At 57.0% G+C, this 25,051-nt stretch carries 22 protein-coding genes and 3 tRNA genes; 13 read left to right on the top strand and 12 right to left on the bottom strand.

Features of this window, described 5'->3' with window-relative positions:
* The first annotated feature begins 90 nt into the window (after positions 1-90).
* Positions 91-354, top strand: coding sequence for a hypothetical protein (locus JHC09_RS10805; protein ID WP_199531938.1), 264 nt, complete (start codon positions 91-93; stop codon positions 352-354).
* A 27-nt stretch (positions 355-381) separates the two neighbouring features.
* Here the strand turns inward: JHC09_RS10805 and JHC09_RS10810 are convergent.
* The 4 genes from JHC09_RS10810 to JHC09_RS10825 all read right to left on the bottom strand — a co-directional run bounded on the left by JHC09_RS10810 (position 382) and on the right by JHC09_RS10825 (position 1,236).
* Positions 382-456, bottom strand: a tRNA-Val gene (locus JHC09_RS10810).
* Positions 457-534: 78 nt separating this feature from the next.
* Positions 535-609 (bottom strand) — tRNA-Val (locus JHC09_RS10815).
* A gap of 26 nt (positions 610-635) precedes the next feature.
* Positions 636-710: transfer RNA gene (locus JHC09_RS10820), tRNA-Val, on the bottom strand.
* A 166-nt stretch (positions 711-876) separates the two neighbouring features.
* Positions 877-1,236 (bottom strand): cell cycle two-component system response regulator CpdR, encoded by a 360-nt coding sequence (locus JHC09_RS10825; RefSeq protein WP_169196787.1) that lies wholly within the window; start codon positions 1,234-1,236, stop codon positions 877-879.
* 210 nt (positions 1,237-1,446) lie between these two features.
* Here JHC09_RS10825 and JHC09_RS10830 point away from each other — a divergent pair, with 210 nt between their 5' ends.
* The 5 genes from JHC09_RS10830 (at position 1,447) to JHC09_RS10850 (ending at position 5,474) form a co-directional block, all read left to right on the top strand.
* The gene (locus JHC09_RS10830; RefSeq protein WP_169196788.1) at positions 1,447-2,340 is read left to right on the top strand and encodes an N-formylglutamate amidohydrolase; all 894 of its coding nucleotides are present in this window, start codon (positions 1,447-1,449) and stop codon (positions 2,338-2,340) included.
* 135 nt (positions 2,341-2,475) lie between these two features.
* Positions 2,476-3,282 carry a histidinol-phosphatase gene (gene hisN, locus JHC09_RS10835; protein ID WP_199531939.1) on the top strand — a complete coding sequence of 269 codons (807 nt, stop codon included), beginning with the start codon at positions 2,476-2,478 and terminating at the stop codon, positions 3,280-3,282.
* 34 nt (positions 3,283-3,316) lie between these two features.
* Positions 3,317-4,630 (top strand): pilus assembly protein TadG-related protein, encoded by a 1,314-nt coding sequence (locus tag JHC09_RS10840; protein WP_199531940.1) that lies wholly within the window; start codon positions 3,317-3,319, stop codon positions 4,628-4,630.
* Complete coding sequence (locus JHC09_RS10845) at positions 4,627-5,067, top strand: TadE/TadG family type IV pilus assembly protein (RefSeq protein ID WP_199531941.1); 441 nt, start codon at positions 4,627-4,629, stop codon at positions 5,065-5,067. Before JHC09_RS10840 ends, JHC09_RS10845 begins: the two co-directional genes overlap by 4 nt.
* On the top strand, positions 5,067-5,474 hold the full coding sequence (locus JHC09_RS10850; RefSeq protein ID WP_199531942.1) for a TadE/TadG family type IV pilus assembly protein: 408 nt from the start codon (positions 5,067-5,069) through the stop codon (positions 5,472-5,474). Before JHC09_RS10845 ends, JHC09_RS10850 begins: the two co-directional genes overlap by 1 nt.
* On the opposite strand, the gene JHC09_RS10855 is transcribed toward JHC09_RS10850, so the two are convergent.
* The 6 genes from JHC09_RS10855 to JHC09_RS10880 all read right to left on the bottom strand — a co-directional run bounded on the left by JHC09_RS10855 (position 5,471) and on the right by JHC09_RS10880 (position 16,488).
* On the bottom strand, positions 5,471-6,445 hold the full coding sequence (locus JHC09_RS10855; protein WP_199531943.1) for an alpha/beta hydrolase: 975 nt from the start codon (positions 6,443-6,445) through the stop codon (positions 5,471-5,473). The two genes, JHC09_RS10850 and JHC09_RS10855, sit on opposite strands and share 4 nt — an antisense overlap.
* A 223-nt stretch (positions 6,446-6,668) precedes the next feature.
* The gene (hpt, locus tag JHC09_RS10860) at positions 6,669-7,214 is read right to left on the bottom strand and encodes a hypoxanthine phosphoribosyltransferase (RefSeq protein WP_169196794.1); all 546 of its coding nucleotides are present in this window, start codon (positions 7,212-7,214) and stop codon (positions 6,669-6,671) included.
* 262 nt (positions 7,215-7,476) lie between these two features.
* Positions 7,477-8,904, bottom strand: coding sequence for a glutamate synthase subunit beta (locus JHC09_RS10865; RefSeq protein WP_199531944.1), 1,428 nt, complete (start codon positions 8,902-8,904; stop codon positions 7,477-7,479).
* Positions 8,905-8,918: 14 nt separating this feature from the next.
* Entirely contained in the window at positions 8,919-13,622 is a 4,704-nt protein-coding gene (gltB, locus tag JHC09_RS10870) for a glutamate synthase large subunit (protein WP_248308981.1), read from the bottom strand.
* A gap of 596 nt (positions 13,623-14,218) precedes the next feature.
* Positions 14,219-14,680, bottom strand: coding sequence for an Hsp20 family protein (locus JHC09_RS10875; RefSeq protein WP_169196797.1), 462 nt, complete (start codon positions 14,678-14,680; stop codon positions 14,219-14,221).
* 257 nt (positions 14,681-14,937) lie between these two features.
* On the bottom strand, positions 14,938-16,488 hold the full coding sequence (locus JHC09_RS10880) for an altronate dehydratase family protein (protein WP_248308970.1): 1,551 nt from the start codon (positions 16,486-16,488) through the stop codon (positions 14,938-14,940).
* A gap of 137 nt (positions 16,489-16,625) precedes the next feature.
* Here JHC09_RS10880 and JHC09_RS10885 point away from each other — a divergent pair, with 137 nt between their 5' ends.
* The 3 genes from JHC09_RS10885 (at position 16,626) to JHC09_RS10895 (ending at position 18,752) form a co-directional block, all read left to right on the top strand.
* The gene (locus JHC09_RS10885) at positions 16,626-17,357 is read left to right on the top strand and encodes a GntR family transcriptional regulator (RefSeq protein ID WP_199531946.1); all 732 of its coding nucleotides are present in this window, start codon (positions 16,626-16,628) and stop codon (positions 17,355-17,357) included.
* A 23-nt stretch (positions 17,358-17,380) separates the two neighbouring features.
* Positions 17,381-17,812 carry an RbsD/FucU domain-containing protein gene (locus JHC09_RS10890; RefSeq protein ID WP_169196799.1) on the top strand — a complete coding sequence of 144 codons (432 nt, stop codon included), beginning with the start codon at positions 17,381-17,383 and terminating at the stop codon, positions 17,810-17,812.
* Between the two features lie 88 nt (positions 17,813-17,900).
* Positions 17,901-18,752, top strand: a complete 852-nt coding sequence (locus tag JHC09_RS10895) for a fumarylacetoacetate hydrolase family protein (protein ID WP_199531947.1) — start codon at positions 17,901-17,903, stop codon at positions 18,750-18,752.
* 121 nt (positions 18,753-18,873) lie between these two features.
* Here JHC09_RS10895 and JHC09_RS10900 read toward each other — a convergent pair whose 3' ends face one another.
* Together JHC09_RS10900 and JHC09_RS10905 are read right to left on the bottom strand one after the other, a co-directional pair.
* A complete protein-coding gene (locus tag JHC09_RS10900; RefSeq protein ID WP_199531948.1) occupies positions 18,874-19,821 on the bottom strand; it encodes a carbohydrate kinase in 948 nt (315 codons plus the stop codon).
* Between the two features lie 77 nt (positions 19,822-19,898).
* Positions 19,899-21,521: an ABC-F family ATP-binding cassette domain-containing protein gene (locus JHC09_RS10905; RefSeq protein WP_199531949.1), complete on the bottom strand. Its 1,623-nt coding sequence runs from the start codon at positions 21,519-21,521 to the stop codon at positions 19,899-19,901.
* Positions 21,522-21,781: 260 nt separating this feature from the next.
* Between JHC09_RS10905 and JHC09_RS10910 the strand changes: the two genes are divergently transcribed.
* The 4 genes from JHC09_RS10910 to JHC09_RS10925 all read left to right on the top strand — a co-directional run bounded on the left by JHC09_RS10910 (position 21,782) and on the right by JHC09_RS10925 (position 25,049).
* On the top strand, positions 21,782-22,318 hold the full coding sequence (locus tag JHC09_RS10910) for a TRAP transporter small permease subunit (RefSeq protein ID WP_248306107.1): 537 nt from the start codon (positions 21,782-21,784) through the stop codon (positions 22,316-22,318).
* A complete protein-coding gene (locus tag JHC09_RS10915; RefSeq protein ID WP_182394404.1) occupies positions 22,318-23,709 on the top strand; it encodes a TRAP transporter large permease subunit in 1,392 nt (463 codons plus the stop codon). The genes JHC09_RS10910 and JHC09_RS10915 overlap by 1 nt, the downstream gene beginning before the upstream one ends.
* 57 nt (positions 23,710-23,766) lie before the next feature.
* On the top strand, positions 23,767-24,393 hold the full coding sequence (locus JHC09_RS10920) for a (d)CMP kinase (protein ID WP_199531950.1): 627 nt from the start codon (positions 23,767-23,769) through the stop codon (positions 24,391-24,393).
* An 86-nt stretch (positions 24,394-24,479) separates the two neighbouring features.
* Entirely contained in the window at positions 24,480-25,049 is a 570-nt protein-coding gene (locus JHC09_RS10925; protein ID WP_199531951.1) for a dihydrofolate reductase family protein, read from the top strand.
* Positions 25,050-25,051: the final 2 nt, after the last annotated feature.

A 25,051-nucleotide genomic window follows, 5' to 3' on the forward strand; every position in this document is an offset into this window, starting at 1 on the left:
ATCGCCTTCGCGTTTAAGATGAACTTATCGGAGTTATCCCCGGACCGCTGGCTCGGCATACGCTCTCTACAGCGCAAAAAGAGAGTTGAAATGACAGATCGATATTCCGGCCACGCCAAGAGCTTGAGTTCCCCTGCGGACCACGGCTTCTCCATAAGCCCTTCTGACTCGCTAGACCTAACCGAGCCGACCCGCGCCATTTATATTGGGACCGGCGGCAATCTTGCTGTGACACTGCTGTCCGGCGCCGAGTTAACATTGGCCAACATCCCTACAGGCAGCATAATGCCAATCCGTATTCGGCGCATCAAAGCGACAAACACCACGGCCACCAATCTGGTGGGCTTGGTTTAGGCGACTTTATTTTTGATGAAAAAGAGATGGTGGGCGTAACAAGGATCGAACTTGTGACCCCTACGATGTCAACGTAGTGCTCTCCCGCTGAGCTATACGCCCATCTCTCGGGTGAACTGTCTTACAACGTCGTTTATCCGGTTTCCCGCATGAACTGAGCTGAAAGCCTGTTCTGTATCATGGTGGGTGCGACAGGGATTGAACCTGTGACCCCTGCCGTGTGAAGGCAGTGCTCTCCCGCTGAGCTACGCACCCCCTGCAATGTGCAGAGGAGAAAGAGATGGTGGGCGTAACAAGGATCGAACTTGTGACCCCTACGATGTCAACGTAGTGCTCTCCCGCTGAGCTATACGCCCATCTCTCTCGGGTCAGAAGCGTTGCCGCTTCCGATGTTGGCGATAGACCATATTTCGGTTCCGCCGGTCAAGAGGCCGTTTGCCCCCTGTGGATTACTTTCGCAAATTCTTTTGCAGTTTCCGCAGATTACCGCGAAACGCCTAGCATTTTGCGCGCTCGCCCCGCTTACGCGGCGAGTAGGCGTTCCACTTCACTCACCAAATCGCGCAAGTGGAATGGCTTTGACAAAACAGAGGCATCCTTGGGCGCGTCGCTGTCTGGGTTCAATGCGACAGCGGCAAAGCCAGTGATGAACATGACCTTGAGATCTGGATCGAGTTCGGTGGCGCGACGTGCCAACTCGATCCCGTCCATTTCGGGCATCACAATATCACTGAGCAGCAGCGAGAAAGGCTCCTCGCGCAGACGCTCATAGGCGGACAGCCCATTGTCGAATGAGACAACGTCATAGCCTGCGTTCTTGAGCGCGCGCGTCAGGAACTGGCGCATATCGTTGTCGTCTTCAGCAAGCAGAATTCGCTTCATCAGCATCCCTGATGTCGTCTTTAAGAGTGAGTCGGAGTTCTGGCGATAATTATGCCAGTTCTGCAGTTTCGCAACCACTCTCGACCATAGGCAGTTCTTTCGAGGAACGCCACAAGGCAATTGCGCGACAAACTGGACAAGTCGGTCGCGAAGGGCGAAACTGGTATGAGCAGAATCACGGCGGCGCTCTGAGCGCAATGGGGGAAACGCGTGCGATCCGATTATTGGGATCAACCTGCATTCGAAACCATCCGCCCGCGGCGGCCGGTATCGCCCCTTGTTTTCAATTCACCTCATTCTGGCAAAGTCTATCCAGAACGATTTCTGGCAATGGCACGGCTCGATCATCTGTCGATCCGCCAATCGGAAGACGCTTATGTGGACGAACTCTTCGCCCGAGCACCACATCTTGGCGCCCCCTTACTGAGAGCGCATTTTCCGCGCGCGTATCTGGACGTCAATCGTGAACCGTGGGAGCTGGATCCCACGATGTTCGTCGACTCCTTATCAGATCGCTTTAACACCACCTCGCCGCGCGTTGCCGCTGGCTTGGGCACCATTGCCCGCGTAGTCGCTGAGAATAAGCCTATCTACCGCGAACGCCTGACCATGGACGATGCTCGCATGCGTATTGAGGGGATTTATCACCCCTACCACGCTGCGCTTCAAAAGCTCTTGAGTGAGGCTATTGCCCATTCGGGAATTGCGATCCTCATTGATTGTCATTCTATGCCGCGTATTGGTCGCAACGGTGAACGCGCTACGCCGGACGTCGTATTGGGCGACCGCTACGGCACGACCTGCGCCGCCCCCCTCATCGATCTGGTCGAAACCGCATTCACCACTGCAGGGTTAAAGGTCGCCAGAAACCGCCCCTATGCGGGGGGATTTTGCACGCGGTCCTATGGCCGCCCCCAGCATGGTGTCCACGCGCTCCAGATCGAAATCAGCCGCCACCTCTATATGAACGAGGTCACCCTCGAAAAACACTCGGGCTTCGCCACCATGAAAACGGTGATCGACAGCCTGATCCAGACCCTGATCGGTCTTGACCTCGTCGCCTTAGCGACAAATCGGGTTGGACTGTCTAAGGCGGCAGAATAGAAAACCAATCATCCCCTCTGCTTAGAACCAACATGGCCCGAACTGCGCCGATCAGAAATGCTTTAGGGGTTTAACCCTGCTGCATTGCAAGCTATCTGCTTTGGTCAGAAAACCCGCTGGCATTGGTGAGCGATAATGGCCGACCTCCCCTCAGAAATTGACTTTGCCCGCATTCAGGCGACGCTACTTGCGGCCGCCGACGCAGCGGCGGCAAAAACACTTCCCCTTTTCCGCACACCGATCGCCGTTGACAACAAGCTGGCCAAGGGCTTTGATCCTGTGACGGAAGCGGACAAAGGTGCTGAAACCGCCATCCGCGCCGTGATCGAACAAGCATTCCCGGACCATGCGATCATCGGCGAAGAATGGGGCCGCACAGGGGACAGTCGCTATAGCTGGATCATCGACCCGGTCGATGGCACACGGGCGTTCATATCCGGCGCACCCGTTTGGGGCACACTCATCGCTTTTGCTGTAGACGGTGTTGCGGTCGCGGGCCTGATGAGCCAACCGTTCATTGGCGAAAATTACCTAGCGGTGCCAGGGGCCTCCACCTATCGACGCGGCGAGCTTGCTCAATCGAACAGAACTTCCGGCTTAAGCGAATTGGAGTCAGCACGGGTATTTACGACGACACCCAAGCTGTTTGACACAGAAGACCTCCAGGCGAAATGGCAAGCTATTGAAGGCGCCACGCGTCTCCAACGCTTCGGCATGGACTGCTATGGATATGCCCTACTCGCCTCAGGCCATGCAGATCTCGTCATTGAGCCATACCTGAACACATACGACATTGCCGCCCTGGTGCCGATCATCCGAGAAGCTGGCGGCGCCATATCTTGTTGGGATGGATCAGAGCCCACAGGTGGCGGAAATGTAGTCGCGGCCGCGAGCCAAGAACTGCTCGAAAAAGCTCTAGAACTCATTGTTAAAGCCAAATAGTGTCCGAACGTTTTATTAACTGACAACATGTTAGATGCCTCTACGCGCTTTCGCTGGGGGCATCGAAACATTGCGTAACCTTAGAAAACTTCTCACCGACAATTCGGGTGGGGTCGCCATAATATTTGGCATTCTCCTGCCATCGCTGCTTGGGGTTTCCGCACTCGCGATTGAAGTGGGCTCTTGGTACGCGGATAAAAACCGTCTGCAAATCGCGGCGGACGCAGCCGCCTATAGCGCGCTTGTCGCCTATCAGAAGAACAAGTCACTCACTGATGCCGTCACCATCGGTATCGCCGAGGCACGTGCATCTGGATATTCGGGACCAGACGATCAGATCGTGATTTTGATCCCGTCGCCAGACGGGACTTTGGGCGCTAATTCCTCACGCGCCATCCTCCAAGAACCCTCGCGTCTGTTCCTATCGCAACTCTTTCTCGAACAGAGCTGGCTCGATATCTCCACCGTTTCGTATGCTACGGCAAACACCGCTGCGCCAAACGTGCCGTGCATGTTGGCGTTAAAGCAGAAGCAGTCTCGCTCGATCCTCATTGCCGCCTCTGTCCAAGTGAACATGAGCTGCACGGTCGCGACCAATTCCAACAGCGCGGACGCTATTTGGGGTGAAGGGTCAACCCGACTGGCCGCCGAATGCGCAACCACGCCAGGGAATTACGCCACAAACGGCAGCGCAAAAATCACCTTTAGCAATTGCCCCAATGGCACCTATACGCGTGCCGAAACCAGCAACCATCTCGCTGGCACCCAGTTTTGGGGCACAAGCCAAATTCCAGACACCAACACCTTGGCCGATCAGAATGTTGCCCAAGGCCGGTATGGCGCAGGCATGCCCGGCGGCGCCAGCCTGCATCCGGGAAAATATGGCAAACAAGTTGAGATTGCCGGCACAGTGACGCTGGCTCCGGGCATTTATTATTTTACGGCCGGCTTCCGCGCCACGAATGGTGCGAAAATTATCGGCGAGGGCGTCACGATCTATGTCGATCAAACGCACGTCCTAGACATTGCCCAAGATGTTCAATGGCAGTTGAGTGCGCCAAAAACCGGCCCAACGGCGGGTATAGCTATCATGGGGAACCCCAATCTCGCCGGTAGAGATGTCCGTCTCATCGGCATTTTGGGCAATGTGCAAGGCGCAGTCTATTTCCCCAATGATAGACTACTCACCGAGGCAGGACCCAACCTCGCCACGGCCCGCTGCACGCAGATTGTTGCGTCAATGATCGACATTCGCGGTGCGGGCACCATCAACAATAATTGCTCAGGCGGCACTGGTGTGAGTGCAAATGCTGGCCATGTCCGTCTCGCCAAAGGTCCTGCAGCATGATGGCCCTCTTGCGCATTCTCCGTCGGTTTTGGCGCACGGCGGCCGGAAATGCCGCGATTGAGTTCGCCCTCATCGTCCCGATCGTTCTCCTTCTGCTTGTCGCTGTGTACGATCTCGGAACGGGGTTCACCGAAAAGATCAAAGTGCAGTCGGCGCTCAATTCTGGAATGCAGCACGTTATGCAGACTGAGGGCGCCGATCTCGCCATGACCAGCACCGTCATCAATCATCAATTGAATGACAAAGCGGGTGCAGCCAGCGTTTCCGTCGAGAAAATCTGCCGCTGCAACAGCCAAGCTATTGTCTGCAGCCAGAGTTGTTCAAAGGGCGTTGCGCACTACGTTCTGGCAAGTGCCAGCCTGCCTTATGCGAGCCCGCTCATGGGCGTCGACATGTCCATAGCCGCTAATTTTGAACTCTTTGTGGGGTACAAATAATGCGGCGGCTGAGAAATTCAAAAAGCGCACTGCGCGACGACCGCGGCGGATCAGCAGTGGAATTTGCGCTCGTTGCTCCGATCTTCATTCTGACTCTGGTCGGACTGACAGAGGTGGGCTTCGCGATTCATGCGCACGCCACGCTGACCCAGATCGCCGAAGGGGGCGCACGTCACCTGCTGTTCGCCCCAGAGGATAGAAGTGGCGCTACCACCCAGATCTTTGCTGACACCAAGGGCACCACGATCACGGCTGAGGACCTAACAGTCGCGCTGACTGAAAAGTCCGCGCCCTATCATCACTTGGAGGTCACGCTGAATTATATCTTCCGACCCGTTGGCCCATTTCCACTTCCGAGTGGCATCCCTATGGTCGCCCGCGCCTCGGTTCTGCTGGGCGGCACCTAAACCGTCTGATTGGTTACAAACGCGTCGAACGCCGCAAAAACCTGAGCACGAACGCGGTTGTTTTCCATGAACAACTCGTGCTGGGCACCCGGCACAACAGTGTGGTGTCCTGTGCGCAGTCGCAAGCCCAACTCCTCAATCGCGGGCGTTGAGACGATACGGTCTCCGCCAGCCGCCAGCATCAGGACAGGAATTTGTATCTCGCTGGGGAAGCGATCCCGCTTCGTGGCCATCATCGCCCCCATGGCCGCGGCAAGCCAACGAAATGTCGGCGACCCAATGTATAGGCTCTCATCGGCGCGGAGTGTCTCAATCATGCGCTGATATCGCCCCGCGTCGGATGTGAGCGGGTTGTTGGGGAACATGGCTTCATCGGGCCGACGATCCCCTCGACGCGCCATTGGCAGGCGTCCAAGTCCCAGAAAGCTTAGCGTCTCAGCGACTATCCGCACTTTTGGCAAGCTATCTTCCATGCCATGGAGCCCAACCATAGGCGCTGACAGGAACACACGATCAAAGATCATCCGATCCTGTGTTGCCGCGTAAAGGCTGGCCATACCACCCATAGAATGCCCGACGAGATAGAATGGCCCCGGACAATCGGGCAGCAAAATATCGCGATGGAAACAGCGCAGATCGGTCCAGTAATCCTCAAAGCGATCGACATAACCTAGGGTCTTATTGCCAATCAGCCGATCTGAGCCGCCCTGCCCGCGCCAATCAAATGTCGCCACAGCAAATCCACGCTTTTGAAAATCAGCGACTGTCTCAAAATATTTTTCAATATATTCGGTGCGCCCTTGCACAAGGCAGACCGTTCCACGCGCGACATCGCCTTTCCGTGGCCACAGCGCATAGCGCAGGCGCACCCTATCCGAGGTCCGAAAATACCCCACCCGCGCCCCTTCCGGTGCTGGATTATTGGGAATTGAGAGGAGTTTTGCTCCATTCGGATCAACGAGTACTGTCACGACGTCCTCATGCTTACGGCTGTGAACCTTACTGCCTTGAGGGTAAAAGAAAAGCCAGCAACCTGATGGCCACTGGCTTTTCCTTTTGATTGCGGCCCAAGCGGGGTGCGGGGGACTTTGAACCGCCCCCCATAACTACGCACCCAGGTCTGAACCCGATCCGAGAAAGGCATTCATTCTGCGTTCACTGCGCAGAACAAAGGGCGCCGCAGCGCCCTAAATTCTATTCGTCGTCGGTGAAACGCACCTTACCGATATAGCCAAGGTTACGGTTGCGCTGGCCGTAGTCGATGCCATAACCAACCACGAACTCGTCTGGAATATCAAAGCCAATCCACTTGGCGTTCACTTCCGCTTCACGACGCGACGGCTTGTTGAGTAGCGCGCAAATTTCGATCCGGCGCGGGTGACGCGTGTTGAGGATTTCGAGCACATGGGTCAGCGTGTGACCGGTGTCGATAATATCTTCCACCACCAGCACGTCGCGACCACCGATTTCGCCACGCAGATCCTTCAAGATGCGCACTTCACGGCTCGATTCCATGCCGTCGCCATAGGATGAGGCTTCGATGAAATCGACTTCCACTGGCAGATTAATTTCACGCACGAGATCCGCGATGAAAATAAACGAGCCGCGCAGCAGCCCAACAACCACCAGCTTGTCGGTATCCGAGTAGTGAGCCGAAATTTCCTTCGCCAGCGCCTCAACGCGTGCAGCGATGGCTTTGGCGGAGATCAATTCATCAATGACGTAAGGTGTGTGGCTCATGTGAGTCCTCGGCAGCGCAGAGAGTGCGGTCTTAGAGCGGGGCGGGTTTGGGGTCAACAGAAGGCTTACTTACTCCCTAGATTGCATGCCCCAACCTAGCCTCCCCCATAAATGAGGGAGGAACCGCTCGGATCTTGCGGCGGCATCAAGCGGTGCACTTTCGCTCCCCTCCCCCGCCTGCGGGGGAGCCGGGTGGGGGAAGCGCTTAAAACAAAAAAGCCCCGCCGGAGCGGGGCTTTCTATTCACTTCAACCCTAGCCGCTTAGCGCGGCAGTGCAGTCTTGCCCATCAAATCAAGGTCAATGGCACGGGCGGCCTGACGGCCCTCACGGATCGCCCAAACAACGAGGGACTGGCCACGGCGCATATCGCCTGCTGCGTAAACCTTATCGACCGAGGTCTTGTAGGTAAACGTGTCAGCAAACAGATTGCCACGCTTGTCGAGATCAGCACCCAGCTCGGTCAGCATGCCTTCGGCAACTGGACCAGCAAAGCCGATGGCGAAGAGCACGAGGTCGGCCTTGATGATGAATTCCGAACCCGGAATTGGCTTACGCGAACGATCAACACGCGCGCATTCAACGCCCGTGACATGCCCCTTGGCATTGCTGATGATCTTCATCGTGCCTGCAGAAAACTCACGGATCGCGCCTTCTGCCTGCGAAGACGAGGTACGCATCTTAACTGCCCAATTTGGCCAGTTGGTCAGCTTGTCTTCCATTTCCGGCGGCATTGGACGCACGTCGAGCTGGGTCACGGCAATCGCGCCCTGACGGAACGAAGTACCAACGCAGTCCGAAGCCGTATCACCACCACCGACAACCACAACATGCTTGCCCGCAGCCGACAGCTGGAACTGTTCGGAGACGTCTTCGCCACCGACGCGACGGTTCTGCTGGACGAGGAACGGCATAGCGAAATGAACGCCGTCAAAGTCCTTGCCTTCAACATCCACATCGCGCGGACGTTCTGCACCACCGGTCAGCAGCACAGCATCATAACCCGCCTGCAATTCTGAGAGCGGACGCGTGACGCCAATGTTTTCGCCATAATGGAAAGTGACGCCTTCGGCTTCCATCTGCGAAACGCGGAAGTCGATGTGTTCTTTTTCCATCTTAAAGTCTGGAATGCCGTAGCGCAGCAGACCGCCAGCCTTGGGCTCACGCTCATAGAGGTGAACATCATGGCCTGCGCGCGCCAGCTGCTGGGCCGCAGCCATGCCTGCAGGACCACCGCCAACGATGGCGACCTTCTTGCCGGTCTTGGCTTCAGCGATAACGGGCTTGACCCAACCGCCACGGATTGCCTTGTCGGCAATCGCCTGCTCAACAGTTTTGATCGCGACCGGGCTATCTTCCAAATTCAGCGTACACGCTTCCTCGCACGGAGCGGGGCATATGCGGCCGGTGAATTCGGGGAAGTTATTGGTCGAGTGGAGGTTGCGCGCAGCCTCTTCCCAGTCGTTGTTGTAAACGAGGTCGTTCCAATCCGGGATCTGATTGTGAACCGGGCAGCCCGTATCGCCGTGGCAGAAGGGGATGCCGCAGTCCATGCAACGCGCCGCCTGATCGGTGACGCGCGCTTCTGACAGTGGAATAGTGAACTCACCAAAGTGACGAATGCGGTCCGAAGCCGGCTGATAGCGGGATTCTTCACGTTCGATTTCGAGAAAGCCAGTAACCTTACCCATTGCTCGCTCTCCCCTTACTCAGCAGCCACATTGACGCCAAAGGCGCGCTTCTTTTCCATCTCAAGGATGGCGCGACGGTATTCGACCGGCATGACCTTAACGAATTTCGGACGCATCTCGGTCCAGTTCTCAAGGATATACTTGGCGCGGGTCGAGCCGGTGTAGTGCAGGTGGTTGGAGATGAGCTGGTGCAGACGTTCATCGTCGTGCTTGGTCATGTCGCCAGAGATGTCGACACGGCCATGCCATTCGAGATCCCCACCGTGGTGGTGGAGTTTCTGCATCAGATCTTCTTCTTCCTGCACCGGTTCGAGATCGACCATGGCCAGGTTACAGCGATCGCGGAAGGTACCTTCCTCATCGAGAACATAAGCCACGCCGCCGGACATCCCTGCAGCAAAGTTTCGACCGGTCTTGCCCATGACGACAACCAGACCACCGGTCATGTATTCGCAACCGTGGTCGCCGGTACCTTCGACAACTGCAATAGCGCCGGAGTTACGAACGGCGAAACGCTCGCCCGCAACACCGCGGAAGTAGCATTCACCTGAGGTCGCACCGTAAAGCACGGTGTTACCGACGATGATCGACTTTTCCGGAACAATGCCGATCTTGTCGGATGGACGCACCACAATGCGACCACCAGCTAGGCCCTTGCCGACATAGTCATTGGCATCGCCGATCATATCGATGGAAATGCCCTTCGAGAGGAAGGCACCAAATGCCTGACCAGCCGTGCCACGCAGGGTGATCGAAATGGTGTCTTCCGGCAGGCCGTCATTGCCGTACTTCTTGGCGAGAGCGCCCGAGAGCATTGCCCCAGCCGAACGGTCACGGCTGCGGATCGGCAGATCGATCTGCACCGGAGTGCCGTTTTCGAGTGCCGGAGCGGCCAGCTCAACCAGCTGACGGTCAAGCACAGCTTCAAGGTGGTGGTTCTGAACTTCCGAGTGGAAGATCGTGTCTTCACCCAGAGGCTCCGGCTTGTAGATCAGCTTGGCGAGATCAACCCCTCCGGTCTTCCAGTGGGTATCAACGCCCTTCTGTGCCAGCAGGTCCGAGCGGCCAACCAGCTCATTGAGCGTGCGTGCGCCCAGCGAAGCCATGATGCCACGCAGCTCTTCTGCCACAAAGAAGAAGTAGTTGATGACGTGTTCTGGCGTGCCCTTGAAGCGCTTGCGCAGCACCGGATCCTGGGTAGCAACGCCAACCGGGCAGGTGTTGAGGTGACACTTACGCATCATGATGCAGCCAGCCGCGATCAATGGCGCAGTCGAGAAGCCGAATTCATCAGCCCCCAGCAGCGCGCCGATCAGCACGTCGCGGCCGGTCTTGAGACCACCGTCAACCTGCAGGCGAACACGTGAGCGTAGGCGGTTGAGCACCAGCGTTTGATGGGTTTCTGCCAGACCGATTTCCCACGGACCACCAGCGTGCTTGAGCGAGGTCAGTGGCGAAGCGCCAGTGCCACCGTCAAAGCCGGAGATGGTGATGTGGTCAGCACGTGCCTTGGCAACGCCAGCGGCAACCGTACCAACACCGCCTTCTGACACGAGCTTGACCGAAATGTCGGCCTGTTCATTGACGTTCTTGAGATCGTAAATGAGCTGCGCGAGATCTTCGATCGAGTAGATGTCGTGGTGCGGCGGCGGGGAGATAAGGCCCACGCCTGGGGTCGAGTGACGGGTCTTGGCCACAATCCAGTCGACCTTATGGCCCGGCAGCTGACCGCCTTCACCTGGCTTTGCGCCCTGTGCAACCTTGATCTGGATCTGGTCCGAGTTGACCAGATATTCAGCCGTCACACCAAAGCGACCCGAAGCAACCTGCTTAATGGCCGAACGCAGTGGGTTCTGCGAACCATCTGCCAGTGGCTTATAGCGATCAGGCTCTTCGCCACCTTCACCGGTGTTGGACTTGCCGCCGATCTTGTTCATGGCCTGAGCAAGCGTCGTATGCGCTTCACGGCTGATCGAGCCAAAGCTCATCGCGCCGGTAACGAAACGCTTGACGATGTCCGCAGCAGGCTCAACGTCGTCCAATGCGACAGCCTCGCCAATTGGCTTCACGTCCAAGAGGTGACGAATGGCGAGATAGCCGTTTTCAGCTTCATTCACGCGCGTGGCAAAGCTGTTGTAGCGATCCTGAGCATTCTCAGGCGCTTCATCAGCCGTACGCACAGCATGCTGCAGGTCAGCGACAACGTCAGGGGACCAAGCGTGCTTTTCGCCGCGGATACGGTAGGCATATTCGCCACCGACTTCGAGCGACTTGCGCAGCACAGTATCATCGCCAAAGGCGAGGTCGTGGCGACGAACGGTTTCTTCCGAAACTTCACCAAGGCCCACGCCCTCGATCGAGGTCGAGGTGCCAAAGAAGTACTTGTTGACGAAATCGGAGTTGAGACCAACCGCATCAAAGATCTGCGCGCCGCAATAGGACTGGTAGGTCGAAATGCCCATCTTGGACATGACTTTGAGCAGGCCCTTACCGACGGACTTGATGTAGCGGTAGACCACTTCATCCGCCGACACTTCCTCAGGGAATTTGCTTTCAGCGTGCAAGGACTGCAGCGCTTCGAAGGCGAGGTATGGGTTGATCGCTTCTGCGCCATAGCCCGCGAGCATAGCGAAGTGGTGGATTTCGCGGGCTTCACCCGTTTCAACCACGAGGCCGGTCGAGGTACGCAGACCCTTGCGGATCAGGTGGTGGTGAACAGCCGCGAGCGCCAGCAGGGTCGGGATATCCAGACGATCTGCGGCAACCAAACGGTCGCTCAGAATGATGATGTTGTATTCACCGCGCACGGCATCTTCTGCGGACTGGCAGAGGCGTTCAATCGCCGCTTCCATGCCTTCAGCACCTTCCGACTTAGGATAGGTAATGTCGAGCGTCTTGGTCTTGAACTGGTTGCTGTCGATCTCGCCAATGCCACGGATCTTTTCGAGATCTTCATTGGTCAGGATTGGCTGGCGCACTTCAAGGCGCTTCACCTTCGAAAGACCTTCTAGGTCAAACAGGTTCGGACGCGGACCAATGAACGAGACAAGGCTCATCACCGATTCTTCGCGGATCGGATCAATTGGCGGGTTGGTGACCTGCGCAAAGTTCTGCTTGAAGTAGGTGTAAAGCAGCTTGGACTGGTTCGACAGCGCCGACAGCGGTGTGTCCGTCCCCATCGAGCCAACGGCTTCCTGCCCAGTGGTCGCCATTGGCGCCATCAGCAGTTTTACGTCTTCCTGCGTATAGCCAAACGCTTGCAAGCGATCGAGCAGCGCTTCGGTCGACTCCGGAGCTTTTGGTGCAACGGCGGGAAGATCTTCCAGAACGATCTGGGTGCGCGCGAGCCAATCAGCATATGGATTGGAGGTAGCGAGCGTCGACTTGATCTCGTCATCCGAGATAATGCGCCCTTGCTCCAGATCGATGAGCAACATACGACCCGGCTGCAAGCGCCAGCGTTCAACAATGTCTTCATCCGGAATATCGAGCACGCCCGATTCCGAAGCCAGAATGACGTGATCTTCCTTGGTCACAAGGTAGCGTGCCGGGCGCAGACCGTTACGATCGAGCGTTGCCACAACATAGCGGCCGTCCGAGATCGACATCGCTGCCGGACCGTCCCATGGCTCCATCAAGGAGGCGTGGTACTGGTAAAAAGCGCGACGCTTTTCATCCATCAGCGGGTTACCAGCCCATGCTTCTGGCACGAGCATCATCGCTGCGTGCGGCAGCGGATAGCCACCCCGCACGAGGAATTCGAGCGCGTTGTCAAAGCATGCCGTATCGGACTGACCTTCGTAGGAGATCGGCCAAAGCTTGCCGATATCCTCGGCATAATACTTGGAGTGCACCGAAGCCTGACGGGCAGCCATCCAGTTGACGTTGCCACGGATGGTGTTGATTTCACCATTGTGGGTGGTCATGCGATAGGGGTGTGCCAGCTTCCAGGACGGGAAGGTATTGGTCGAGAAACGCTGGTGCACAAGGGCAATCGCGCTTTCGAAATCTTCGTCGTGAAGGTCGGTATAGAATGCGCCCAGCTGGTCCGCGAGGAACATGCCCTTATAGACGAGCGTACGGGCCGACATCGACACGACATAGAAGCCGTTGTCCGACTGGCTCTCGGAGACCTCGCCATAAACGGTGTTGGAAATGACTTTGCGCACGATGAGGAGCTTGCGCTCGAACTCATCGAGGGTCAGGCCGTCCGGACGCGCCACAACCATCTGTTCGATGATCGGCTGCGTGGCGATAACGCCTTCGGAAAGCTTGGAGTTATCCCAAGGCACAGTGCGCTCGCCGAGAACCGTGAGGCCTTCTTGGGCGATGCAGCGACGAACCACTTCGGCGCAACGGACTTTGAGCTCTTCCCCATTCGGGTAGAAGATCATTGCGACTGCGTAGTGGTGCTTTTCGGGAAGTGCGAAGGGCAGCACCTTCTTGAAGAAGGCGTGCGGTGTCTGCACGAGAATGCCAGCGCCATCGCCCATCAAGGGGTCTGCGCCAACGGCGCCGCGATGTTCCAGATTCTCGAGGATTTCGAGACCCTTCTGGACCACTTCGTGGCTAGGCTTATTCTTAATGTTCGCGATCATGCCGATGCCACAGGCATCGCGCTCGCGTTTGGGGTCATACAGGCCTTGTGCCGCCGGGCGTCCCTGAACCGCGCCGGCGGCGGACTGGCGTGTTGGCGTCTGGTTCGATCCTGGGCTCATGACCATCAAACTTATCCCTTAACTGAATTGCCCCTTCACAGGGGGACGAATGCACAGGCGGCAAGCCGCAAGTTAATAACAGACACAGCGAAGTTGCGGGTCGTACAGCGTACGGCTCGAACGGCGTATCCGTCGATAATATAGGGTAGCGGCGCTGCATCCAAATGGCCGCTCAACTTCGGGCTTCCTCTCGCCCCGCCTATCCGTTTCCGCTCACGATAAGCGGGCCAGCCGAACCAGCGTGTGCGCTTGACCGCGGAGAGCGGGACGCACGGAGATAGGACAGAGATACTGCCCTAACACTCCCACATTTGCATAATTCCAAACTGGCAGCAAGCAGTTTCGACGCAGCACGAGAAGAAAAAATAGGAGTTCTGTGGAATTACCTATAGGAAATGATAGGAGAATGCCCGTTTAAGGATAACATCTCTCGCAAAACTGCCAGAATTTCAGGGATGGAGCGCGAAACTCCTATTTGATGCAAACACTCTGACTGCACAAGAAAAAGGCGCAGGGAACGAGCCTGCGCCTTTGCCTATCCGATGGACGTCGGAGGGAGATAGGGCCCGCAGGAGGAAGAGCGGGCCCAGAGAAGGTTAGTTAACCGACTTGTCTTCGATGGTGGCAGTCGGGGCTGCCGAGTTGATTGCGATGGTGCGCGGCTTCTTGCTTTCCGGCAGCTCGCGCTTCAACTCGAGATGCAGCAGGCCATTTTCGAGGCTCGCGCCTTGCACTTCAACATAGTCAGCCAGCTGGAAGCGCAGCTCGAAGGAGCGCTCAGCAATGCCGCGATGCAGGAACTCGCGCTTGGTGTCACCAGCTTCAACAGCCTTGGCACCCTTCACCACGAGGCTGTTTTCCTTGGTTTCGACTGCGATGTCGCCATTGGAGAAACCTGCAACTGCGATGGAGATGCGATAAGCATCATCACCGGTGCGCTCAATGTTGTAAGGAGGGTAGCTCTTCGTTTCCTGAGCCGAAAGCGTGTCCAAACGGTTGAACAGGCGATCAAAGCCAACAGTGGAACGGTAGAATGGGGAGAAATCGACGGTCTGCATTTTCACATTCTTTCATTAAGCAACGTGGATGTTTGCTCCGGCCATAAAAGATGCACCCCCATCTGTGGCGAGCGCTGTATTTTCTGAACCGGCGTTCCCGGATACCGGCGAACGCTTCAGATGTAGGGTTCAAAAATGCCCCTTCAAGACCCTAATTTCATTTTTCGGTTTCTTGGAGATTTTCTGATTTGCACGTCAAAAAAACAAAGGGCAGCACCTAAGTGCCGCCCATTTTTTGTCCGGCCAAATGGCAGCGATTACATCACCGCGCCAACTTGCCAAGGCACGAATTCATTGTCGCCATAGCCCAGCGCTTCAGACTTGGTTTCTTCGCCTGAAGCCACGCGCAGCATCAGATCAAAAATCTCCTGCCCCTTGGCCTCGATCGACACGCCCTCAACAATGTCCCCACAGTTGATGTCCATGTCGTCCATCATGCGCGCATACATGTCCGAATTTGTCGCGAGCTTAATCGACGGTACGGGTTTGCAGCCATAGGCGGAGCCACGGCCGGTTGTGAACGCCAAAATATTGGCCCCACCCGCCACCTGCCCAGTAGCAGACACCGGATCAAAGCCGGGCGTGTCCATAAACACAAAGCCCTTTTCGGTGACCTTTTCGGCATATTCATAAACAGCGGTAAGCGGCGTCGTGCCGCCCTTGGCCGCAGCACCGAGCGACTTTTCCAAAATCGTCGTCAACCCACCAAGCTTATTGCCCGGCGATGGATTGTTGTTCATCTCCCCACCATTGCGCGCGGTGTATTCCTCCCACCACTTTATGCGCGCTATGAGCTTTTCACCCACGTCCTGGTTCACTGCGCGGCGCGTAAGCAAGTGCTCCGCACCATAAATTTCCGGCGTTTCCGAGAGGATGGCCGTGCCGCCCTGCTTCACCAGTAAGTCCGCGGCAACGCCCAGAGCCGGGTTCGCGGTAATGCCCGAATAGCCATCCGACCCACCGCATTGAAGTGCCAGCGACAGATGCGAAGCGTCGACAGTCTCGCGTCGCGCCCGCGCTGCTACCGGCAGCATTTCCTTTATTCGCTCGACACCCCAATCAATGATCTTCCTCGTCCCACCGATCTCTTGGATCGTCATGGTCTGGAAGGTGTCGGTTTCCTTGAGGTTATAGGCTTCCTTCATCTTGTCGATCTGGAAGCCTTCGCAACCGAGGCCGACCAGAAGCGCCGCCCCCAGATTGGGGTTGGACGTATACCCCCACTGGGTCCGGCGGAAGATTTGATACCCCTCCCCCGAGAGGTCCATGGCGCAGCCCGTGCCATGGACAAAGGGGATAACACCATCGATTTCGGGATAATCATCAAGCACGCCGGAGCGGTTAATCGCCTCCGCCATGAATTTCGCGACGGTTGCCGAACAATTCACCGACGTCAAAATACCGATGTAGTTGCGCGTCCCCACCGAGCCATTCGCCCGTTTAAAGCCTTGGAACGTGGCCCGATTTTCGGCGGGCACAAAATCTACCGGCAACGCGCCCTGCGCAAAAGCATAATCATGGCTCAGCGACCCATCGGGCCCACCCATGCCGCAGTTGTGCTCATGCACCCAATCGCCCGGCACGATGTTCTCTTTGGCGAAACCAATGATTTGACCAAATTTTACGACCGCCTCACCGGCCAAAATCGGCTGCGTGGCAAATTTATGCCCGCGCGGCACCCGCCGAATAATCGCCACGCCCTGCGGCGTCTGCGTGCCCACATCCAAGTTTGCCAGTGCCACCGCAATATTATCGGCAGCGTTCAAAACTAGCGTTTTGCCTTCGGGGCGGATCATAGCTTCGGTCATCGTGGGCCTTCACACATTCTGACAATGACTGTGACGCCAGCTCACTTGTGCCATAGGCATTGGAACTCTAAGCACGGCAGCGCATTGTCAAACACTCGAACCCTAACTAACATGTTAGCATGAGGACGCAAACTGGTATGTATGATTTTCTTGGCGCTCCCGGGTCTCTGGCCCGCGGCACTGTCACCGTAGATGTGACGAACGCTCTGCGTCAGGGAATTGTCACGCTCGAACTCGAACCCGGCGTCATGCTCGACAAGAACGCCATTTGCGCCCAGCTCGGTGTCTCGCGGTTCCCGGTTAGTGAGGCCATAGCCCGCCTTGCCGAAGAGGGCTTGGTGGATATCGCCCCTCAGCGCGGCTCCACCGTCTCCCTCATTCGCATTGCCGATGTGCGAGAATATATGCTGATCCGCAAAGGCATTGAGAGCGAAGCATTGCGCGTTCTCATCGGCAAGCACGACGCGAGCGTTATCTCCGCGCTCCATGCCAATATGGCGGCCCAACGCGATGCAGCGCAGCGCGACGACGAAGAAGCTTTCCATCAGATCGACGTTGAGTTTCACGACATCATCTTTACCTCGATGCGCCTTAATAAGGTGAAGTCAGTGATCGATAAGACGCGCGCCAATCTTGATCGCGCGCGCCGCCTGATCATCACCCCACGACGCCTTAACGACACCATTGCCGAACATCAGGCCATTTTCGACGGCATTCTCGCCAAGAACGAACGCCAGGCCATCACCGCCATTCGCGCTCACATTGATGCTGTGATGATCGAGCTTTTCGCTTTCGCCACAGAGCATCCACTCATGTTCGCCGACGGCGCCGAATTTACCGCCAATAAGGACGATTTCCCCTTCGGCTAAACCTTTGTTTCAGGGAGGAAACATTGCTCAAGAATATTCCGGCCATTCTCAGCCCAGATCTGCTTTACGCCTTGCGCGCCATGGGCCACGGCGACGAGATCGCCATTGTCGACGCCAATTTCCCGGCAGAATATCTGGGTCCCGAAGTGATCCGCGCCGATGGCAGCTCCGCCACCGATGTCCTAAACGCCGTGCTGGCGCTGCTTCCGCTCGATGATTTTGTCGATCATGCCGCTATCGCCATGGCTGTCGTCGGCGATCCGAACGCCAAGCCCCCGATTTTTGGCGAATTCGAACAGATCATCGCCAAGCACGAACCCGCCGCAAAATTCTCGACCATTGAACGCTTCGCCTTCTATGACCGTGCGCGCGGCGCCTCCGCCGTGGTGCAGACCGGCGAGGGCCGCCTCTATGGCAACATCCTTCTCAAGAAAGGCGTGATCCGTCAGTCTTAAGTCGAACCGAACGGATTTTCCGTCTAGCGGCCTCGACACGCTAACATGTTAGTTTGTAAGACAGAGCCAAGTTCAAGGGAGACCTCAAATGAAACTTCTGCGCGTAGGTGCTAAGGGCGCCGAAAAGCCAGCGATCCTCGCATCTGACGGGTCGATCCGTGATCTATCCTCTGTTGTCGATGACATCGCCGGTGATGTTCTCACGCCTGCCGGTCTGGCCAAGATTGAAAAGGCCGACCTCGCGTCGCTTCCGACACTTTCGGCGAGTGAGCGCATCGGCCCCTGCGTTGGCCGCGTTGGTAAGTTCATCTGCATTGGCCTCAACTACGCCGATCACGCCGCTGAAACGGGCGCGCCGATCCCAGCTGAGCCGATCATTTTCATGAAGGCCACCAGCGCCATCATCGGCCCCAATGACGACGTCATCATTCCAAAGAATTCGATCAAGCCGGATTGGGAAGTCGAACTCGGCATCGTCATCGGCACTGAAGCGCGCTATGTCGAGCTTGAAGACGCTATGGATCACGTTGCAGGCTATTGCCTGATCAATGACGTGTCCGAGCGCCACTTCCAGACCGAACGTGGCGGCACTTGGGATAAGGGCAAAGGCTCCGACACCTTCGGCCCGATTGGCCCATGGGTCGTCACCAAGGACGAAGTCGCAGATCCGCAGAACCTTGGAATGTGGCTTGAAGTCGACGGCAAGCGCTACCAGAACGGCTCCACCAAGACCATGATCTTCGACGTGAAGACCATTGTCTCCTACGTCAGCCAGTTCATGAGCCTACAGCCAGGCGACGTGATTTCCACCGGCACCCCTCCAGGCGTCGGCATGGGCATCAAGCCAGAACCTGTGTGGCTCAAGCCGGGCAATGTCATGCATTTGGGCATCGACGGTCTTGGCGAACAACGCCAAAACGTCAAAGCGTACACCGCCTAAGGCCAAAGCTGACACGGCAAATATAAAGGGCCCCATCGGGCCCTTTTCTTTTCAAGGCGCTTTCCAACCTTCCTTTTACGGAGAGGTTAGGTGAAGGGGCCCTTCGGCGAGCCCCCAAAACCTAAAGCCCCGACATTACCTGCTCAACTTCTGCACGGGTTGGCGGCTGGCATCCCTTACGACCGCAATTGATCCCGGCAACCACTGCACCGAATTCCAGCATGTCTTCCAGCTGCTCATCATTGAGCGACAGCAGACTATGCGCCTTGAGCACGTCGGCTTCGTAGAGCCAGGTCAGAATACCTGCCATCAGACTATCCCCTGCCCCAACCGTGTCCCCAAACACCGGCGGCGAATAAATCGGTGCTTTCGCATGACCAGCATGGGAGAAAGCAATTGAGCCCCCCTCGCCCACCGTCACCACCACCAGTTCGCTATTGGGGCGCGAGAGCAGTTCCTTTGCATGCTCTTCGATGGAGAGCCCCGGGGAGAGCCAATCATGGTCCTCTTCGGAAAGCTTGATAATGTGCGCCAGATCGAGGAAACGCGACAGGCGCTGGCGGTAGCCGGCCTCATCATCGACCAGCTTTTCACGCACATTGATGTCGATAGAAATGGTTGCGCCTCGACCGATTGCCGACTTCACCACCTCGTCCCAAACCACAGCGTCTTCGGCCAAAATGGGGCAGAACCCACCGATCTGGAACAGCTCAAGCGTGCTGGGGAGCGCCTTCAGCAGACTGTCGCGCGTAAAGGCCCGATCTGCCCCACGCTCAAACACATATGAGGCCTGCATCTTTTCATTGAAGGAAACGATCGCCTTGGTCGTCGGCGCAGCAACGCGCTCCTTAACCAAAACCTCCACCCCCGCCGCCGCCAAAGGCTTGAGCAGCATGTCGCCATATTCATCTTGGCTGATGGGGCACATGAAGCCGGACTTATTGCCCAGCTTGGCGATAGCAATCGCACAGTTCATTGGCGACCCGCCGGGTAGAGCCTGCCGCTCTGCATCCGGCGCGTTTGAGACGGGAACGAGGTCTACGAGGCTCTCTCCACCCACAACGAACATGCATATCTCCCAAAACACAGTCTCGTTTCGGGAGATACCACTTTGTCTCTTGCCTCACCAGTAAGAGCGACGCTGAATTAGCTGCGCAGACCAGGCGCTTCCTGACCGGTCGCCGTCACATATTCGGTATAGCCACCGCCATAGGTGTGCACGCCATCTGGCGTCAGTTCCAAGACACGGTTCGACAGCGCGGCGAGGAAGTGGCGATCGTGGCTGACGAACAGCATAGTGCCTTCAAAATTCGACAGCGCCTCAATCAGCATCTGCTTGGTCTGAATATCCAAGTGGTTTGTCGGTTCGTCGAGCACGAGGAAGTTTGGTGGATCGAACAGGATCAGCGCCATCGCCAGACGCGCCTTCTCGCCACCGGAAAGCACCCGACATTTCTTTTCAATGTCGTCGCCCGAGAAGCCAAAGCAACCGGCCAGCGCGCGCAGTGGCGCCTGGCCCGCCTGAGGGAAATGATATTCTAACGTCTGGAAAATCGTGCTGTCGCCATCGATGGAATCCATCGCATGCTGGGCGAAATAGCCCATCTTCGTGCTCGGCCCACGACCCACCGTGCCCGCATCAGGCTCGGTCGCACCGGCAACCAGTTTCAACAGCGTGGACTTACCAGCGCCATTGACGCCCAGAATGCACCAGCGTTCCTTGCGGCGCACATGGAAGTCGAGGTTCTCGTAAATTACCTTAGAGCCATAGGCTTTGTTCACGCCCTTCACGAGCACAATGTCTTCGCCCGAACGTGGCGCAGGACGGAACTCGAAGGCGACAACCTGCTGACGCTTTGGCGGCTCGACTCGGTCAATCTTATCAAGCTTTTTCACGCGGCTCTGCACCTGCGCAGCGTGGCTCGCACGCGCCTTGAAGCGATCGATAAATGCGATTTCCTTAGCCAGCATCGCCTGCTGACGCTCAAACTGCGCCTGCTGATTGCGGTTCGCGATCTCGCGCTGGCTTTGGTAAAATTCGTAGTCACCGGTGTAGGTGGTCAGAGTACCCGCGTCGATCTCGAGGATCTTGTTGACGATGCGGTTCATGAACTCGCGGTCGTGCGATGTCATGAGCAGCGCGCCGGCATACCCCTTGAGGAAGGTTTCGAGCCAGATCAGGCTTTCAAGGTCCAAGTGGTTGCTCGGTTCGTCGAGGAGCAGCACGTCTGGGCGCATGAGGAGGATACGGGCGAGAGCCACGCGCATCTTCCAACCACCTGACAGCTTACCCACATCGCCGTCCATCATCTCCTGGCTAAAACCAAGACCGTCGAGCACTTCGCGTGCACGACCGTCGAGCGAATAACCATCGAGTTCTTGGAAGCGCCCCTGCACATCGCCATAGCGCTCGATGATAATGTCCATTTCGTCGGCTTTGTCCGGATCAGCCATAGCCGCTTCCAGCTCAGCCATTTCCGCCATCAGCTCGCTAACCGGGCCCGCGCCATTCATCACTTCGGCCACCGCCGAACGACCCGACATTTCGCCCACGTCCTGATTGAAGTAACCAATCGAGGTGCCGCGATCGACCGAAACCTGACCTTCGTCAGGGCTTTCTTCGCCGGTAATCATCCGGAAGAGCGTGGTCTTCCCCGCGCCGTTGGGACCGACGAGACCGATCTTTTCGCCCTTCTGCAGCGCCGCCGACGCTTCGATGAAGACAATCTGCTTGCCGTTCTGCTTGCCGATACTTTCGAGGCGGATCATGGGGAGGCCTTAGGGGAGAAAACTGGAACCGCCCCTAAATCATCCGCGTCCTCATCAAGCAAGCCCCCTCAACCAATTGTTGCGCCACGGCAAGACTATGCCGCATGCGGAACGGATTTTATCTAAACCGTTCACTTATCAAGTTGACCACACACAAGCATCAATGCTCAATCAAGTTGAGGAGATTGTCTGCACACTAAATGCGGACAAAATGGTTAGAGGGGGGAACGGAATTGCAGGCTTTGGCCGCACTGGTCCGGTTGATCAGTTCTATTAACTGGCTGGTAGGCCAGATTTTATCCTGGCTCGCACTGGCTTGCGTGCTGGTTTGCTTCACCGTGGTAGTTCAGCGCTATTTCTTCCATGTCTCCATCCTATGGATGCAGGATCTTTACGTCTGGCTCGCTGGCGCCATGTTCACCGGTGTCGCTGGTTTCGCGCTTCTGCGCGACGATCACGTCCGCGTTGATATTTTCTATCGCCCGGCGACTTTGCGCAGCAAAGCTTGGCGTGATCTGTTCGGCGTGGTTTTCTTCCTGCTACCCTTCATGTGGATCGTCATCCAGTATTGTTGGCCAGCTGTTCGCCGCTCGTGGAGCTATTATGAGGGCTCCGCCAATATCGGTGGCATGCCCGGCCTTTTCATTCTCAAAAGCTTCATCATCGTCTTCGCCATACTGGTCATCCTGCAAGGCATTGGAATGGCCGCGCGCGCCATTCTCGTCTTACGCGGCAGCGAAGCGCTGCTGCCTGAGAACCTGCGGTACAAGCTTGATGACGTGAAGGAAGCCCACTGATGGATCCCGTACTTCTTGGAGAAATCCTCGCCGGGACGATGTTCCTCGGCGTCATCGGCGTGCTGATGCTCGGCTTCCCCGTAGCGTTCTCGCTCGCTGGCACTGCTCTCATTTTCGGCCTCGTTGGTTGGTGGTTCGGTGTTTACGACCCCTCCAACTATGGCTCTCTGGCCGGGCGCTATATCGGCTTGATGACCAACGAGGTCCTCGTTGCCGTGCCGCTCTTTGTCTTCATGGGCGTGGTTCTGGAAAGATCCGGTATTGCCGAGCAATTGCTGCTCACCATGGGCAAGCTTTTCGGCAACCTTCGCGGCGGCCTGGCACTGTCGGTGATTTTGGTTGGCGCATTGCTCGCCGCGTCTACTGGCGTTGTCGGCGCAACCGTCGTCACTATGGGCCTGATCTCGCTGCCCGCCATGACGCGCGCTGGCTATGATCCAAAGCTGGCAACCGGCGTGATCTGCGCCTCCGGCACTTTGGGCCAGATCATTCCACCATCGACCGTGCTGATCTTCATGGGCGACATGCTCTCGGGCATTAACGCTCAGGTGCAGATGTCCAAGGGCAATTTCGCTCCAGAACCCGTATCGGTGGGCGCACTGTTTGCCGGCGCTATTATCCCCGGCCTACTCTTGGTGGCGCTATACGCGCTTTATGTGATCTTCGTTGCCATTACCAATCCGCAAGCCGCTCCGGCAACCCCGGTTCCAGCGAGCGAAAAAGATGGGCTCATGCGTGAAGTTGTGGTGGCACTGGTTCCACCGCTGCTGCTGATCATTGCCGTGCTTGGGTCCATTCTCGCTGGCGTCGCGACGCCCACTGAGGCGGCGTCGGTTGGATCGGTTGGCGCAATGCTCTTAGCGTTGATCCGTCGTCGGCTCGACTTTGGCGTCTTAAAACAGGTTGTCATCTCCACCGCCTCGATCACCTCTATGGTGTTCATTATCCTCTTCGGCGCAGCGGTGTTCTCCATCGTGTTCCGTATGATGGGTGGCGAAAACCTCGTTCATGAATTCCTGTCTTCCATGCCCGGCGGCACGATGGGGGCGATTGTCGTGGTGATGCTCGTGATGTTCCTCTTGGGGTTCATCTTGGACACCTTCGAAATCATCTTTATCGTCATCCCGATCACCGCCCCCGTGCTGCTCACGCTCGGCGTCGATCCTATCTGGCTAGGGGTAATGGTGGGTGTGAATCTGCAAACCAGCTTCCTCACGCCGCCTTTCGGCTTTGCCCTCTTCTATCTGCGCGGCGTAGCCCCGCCGTCCGTCACCACGGGCACGATCTACCGAGGCATCATCCCTTTTGTATGCCTCCAGATTCTTGCCCTTGTGATCCTCTACATGTTCCCAGACATGATCACTTGGTTGCCCAAAATGCTCTACAACTAAGATCTGGCATAAATGGCGGCGTCTCTAGACGCCGCCATATCTCCGCGCGGAGGTTGAATGGTCGACACGTCACTAGACCATTTGGTCAAGCACCTGACCGGTCGAGCCCAGACGCACTCGCAACCCCTCGTTTTGGCCATCGATGGCAGAAGCGGCGTTGGCAAATCAACGCTCGCAACAGGCCTCGCCACTCGCACCAACGCGCTGCTGATCTCAGGAGACGACTTTTACCGCGGCGGCGTCACGCTGCGCCATGACAGTGCCAAAGAGCTCGCAGAGGATTGCATTGATTGGCGGGCACAGCGGCACATCGTAACGACACTGCGAAATCGCGAAGACGCGCACTACCACTGCTTTGATTGGGACGCTTTCGATGGCTCCCTGGCCGCCACACCAGTGCATCTCTCGCCGCGCCCTCTCATTATTCTTGAAGGCGTTTATTCGGCCCGGGCCGAACTGGCCGACCTCATCGACTTAGCCCTTTTAGTTGAAGCGACACCCACGCTACGGACCAAGCGCCTCATCGCCCGCGAGGGCACTATCGGCCCATGGGAGCGCCAGTGGCACCGCGCCGAGGATTGGTATTTTGGGCAAGCGGCGCCAAAGAACCGTTTTGACTGCATCGTCGCGTCACGCCCCAAATCCTGGCGCGTTCTGCGCCCCTTCCCCATCGACGTACCCTGAGCGCCCAGCGCATCGCTCAGAATCTGCGTTTACTTCGCACCGCGATGACGTCATGCTCTCTTGGTTCACTAATGCGATCAACGATCATGGCCACGATAATTTCGACCGCCTTCATGTCTCTCGATGGTGTGGTAGAAGCCCCCGGCGGCGAACCGGGTTACCGCAATTCGGGCTGGACCTTCCAAGACATCGACTTTGTCGAAGACGCCTATGCCATGAAGGGCGAAGAGCAATCTGCATCTGACGCCATGCTGCTCGGCCGCCACAGCTACCAAAGCTTTGCTCCTATTTGGCCGGGCATGACGGAAGAGTTCCCGCGCTACAATGCGCTGCCCAAATTTGTCGTCTCCACGACGCTTGATGAGAGCGATCTGGTCAATAATTGGGGCGCCACGACCATCCTGTGCTCGATCGAGGACGTCGCCACTCTCAAATCCCATTTTAACGGCACGCTGATCATCCACGGCAGCGCCACCCTCACCCGCGCGCTCACGGATGCTGGCCTTATCGACCGCTACCACTTGCTGGTCTTCCCGGTCCTACTGGGTGCGGGCAAGCGCCTGTTCAGCGCCACTGACAAGCCCAAGAAGAACCTCAAGCTGCTCAGCGCTGAGACCTATTCCAACGGCATTCAAAAGCTAGTCTACGAAGCCTAGCT

This window comes from Devosia sp. MC532 (genome assembly GCF_016461625.1).
In the GTDB taxonomy this organism is placed as follows: domain Bacteria; phylum Pseudomonadota; class Alphaproteobacteria; order Rhizobiales; family Devosiaceae; genus Devosia.

Bases quoted from the DNA above. Each gene is read 5' to 3' on its own strand.
- JHC09_RS10825 (WP_169196787.1), bottom strand. From the start codon at position 1,236: ATGAAGCGAATTCTGCTTGCTGAAGACGACAACGATATGCGCCAGTTC.
- JHC09_RS10905 (WP_199531949.1), bottom strand. From the start codon at position 21,521: ATGATCCGCCTCGAAAGTATCGGCAAGCAGAACGGCAAGCAGATTGTC.
- JHC09_RS10900 (WP_199531948.1), bottom strand. From the start codon at position 19,821: ATGTTCGTTGTGGGTGGAGAGAGCCTCGTAGACCTCGTTCCCGTCTCA.
- JHC09_RS10805 (WP_199531938.1), top strand. From the start codon at position 91: ATGACAGATCGATATTCCGGCCACGCCAAGAGCTTGAGTTCCCCTGCG.
- JHC09_RS10915 (WP_182394404.1), top strand. From the start codon at position 22,318: ATGGATCCCGTACTTCTTGGAGAAATCCTCGCCGGGACGATGTTCCTC.
- JHC09_RS10925 (WP_199531951.1), top strand. From the start codon at position 24,480: ATGGCCACGATAATTTCGACCGCCTTCATGTCTCTCGATGGTGTGGTA.
- JHC09_RS10845 (WP_199531941.1), top strand. From the start codon at position 4,627: ATGATGGCCCTCTTGCGCATTCTCCGTCGGTTTTGGCGCACGGCGGCC.
- JHC09_RS10875 (WP_169196797.1), bottom strand. From the start codon at position 14,680: ATGCAGACCGTCGATTTCTCCCCATTCTACCGTTCCACTGTTGGCTTT.
- JHC09_RS10885 (WP_199531946.1), top strand. From the start codon at position 16,626: ATGTATGATTTTCTTGGCGCTCCCGGGTCTCTGGCCCGCGGCACTGTC.
- JHC09_RS10840 (WP_199531940.1), top strand. From the start codon at position 3,317: ATGCCTCTACGCGCTTTCGCTGGGGGCATCGAAACATTGCGTAACCTT.
- JHC09_RS10865 (WP_199531944.1), bottom strand. From the start codon at position 8,904: ATGGGTAAGGTTACTGGCTTTCTCGAAATCGAACGTGAAGAATCCCGC.
- hisN (WP_199531939.1), top strand. From the start codon at position 2,476: ATGGCCGACCTCCCCTCAGAAATTGACTTTGCCCGCATTCAGGCGACG.
- gltB (WP_248308981.1), bottom strand. From the start codon at position 13,622: ATGAGCCCAGGATCGAACCAGACGCCAACACGCCAGTCCGCCGCCGGC.
- JHC09_RS10895 (WP_199531947.1), top strand. From the start codon at position 17,901: ATGAAACTTCTGCGCGTAGGTGCTAAGGGCGCCGAAAAGCCAGCGATC.
- JHC09_RS10850 (WP_199531942.1), top strand. From the start codon at position 5,067: ATGCGGCGGCTGAGAAATTCAAAAAGCGCACTGCGCGACGACCGCGGC.
- JHC09_RS10920 (WP_199531950.1), top strand. From the start codon at position 23,767: ATGGTCGACACGTCACTAGACCATTTGGTCAAGCACCTGACCGGTCGA.
- hpt (WP_169196794.1), bottom strand. From the start codon at position 7,214: ATGAGCCACACACCTTACGTCATTGATGAATTGATCTCCGCCAAAGCC.
- JHC09_RS10880 (WP_248308970.1), bottom strand. From the start codon at position 16,488: ATGACCGAAGCTATGATCCGCCCCGAAGGCAAAACGCTAGTTTTGAAC.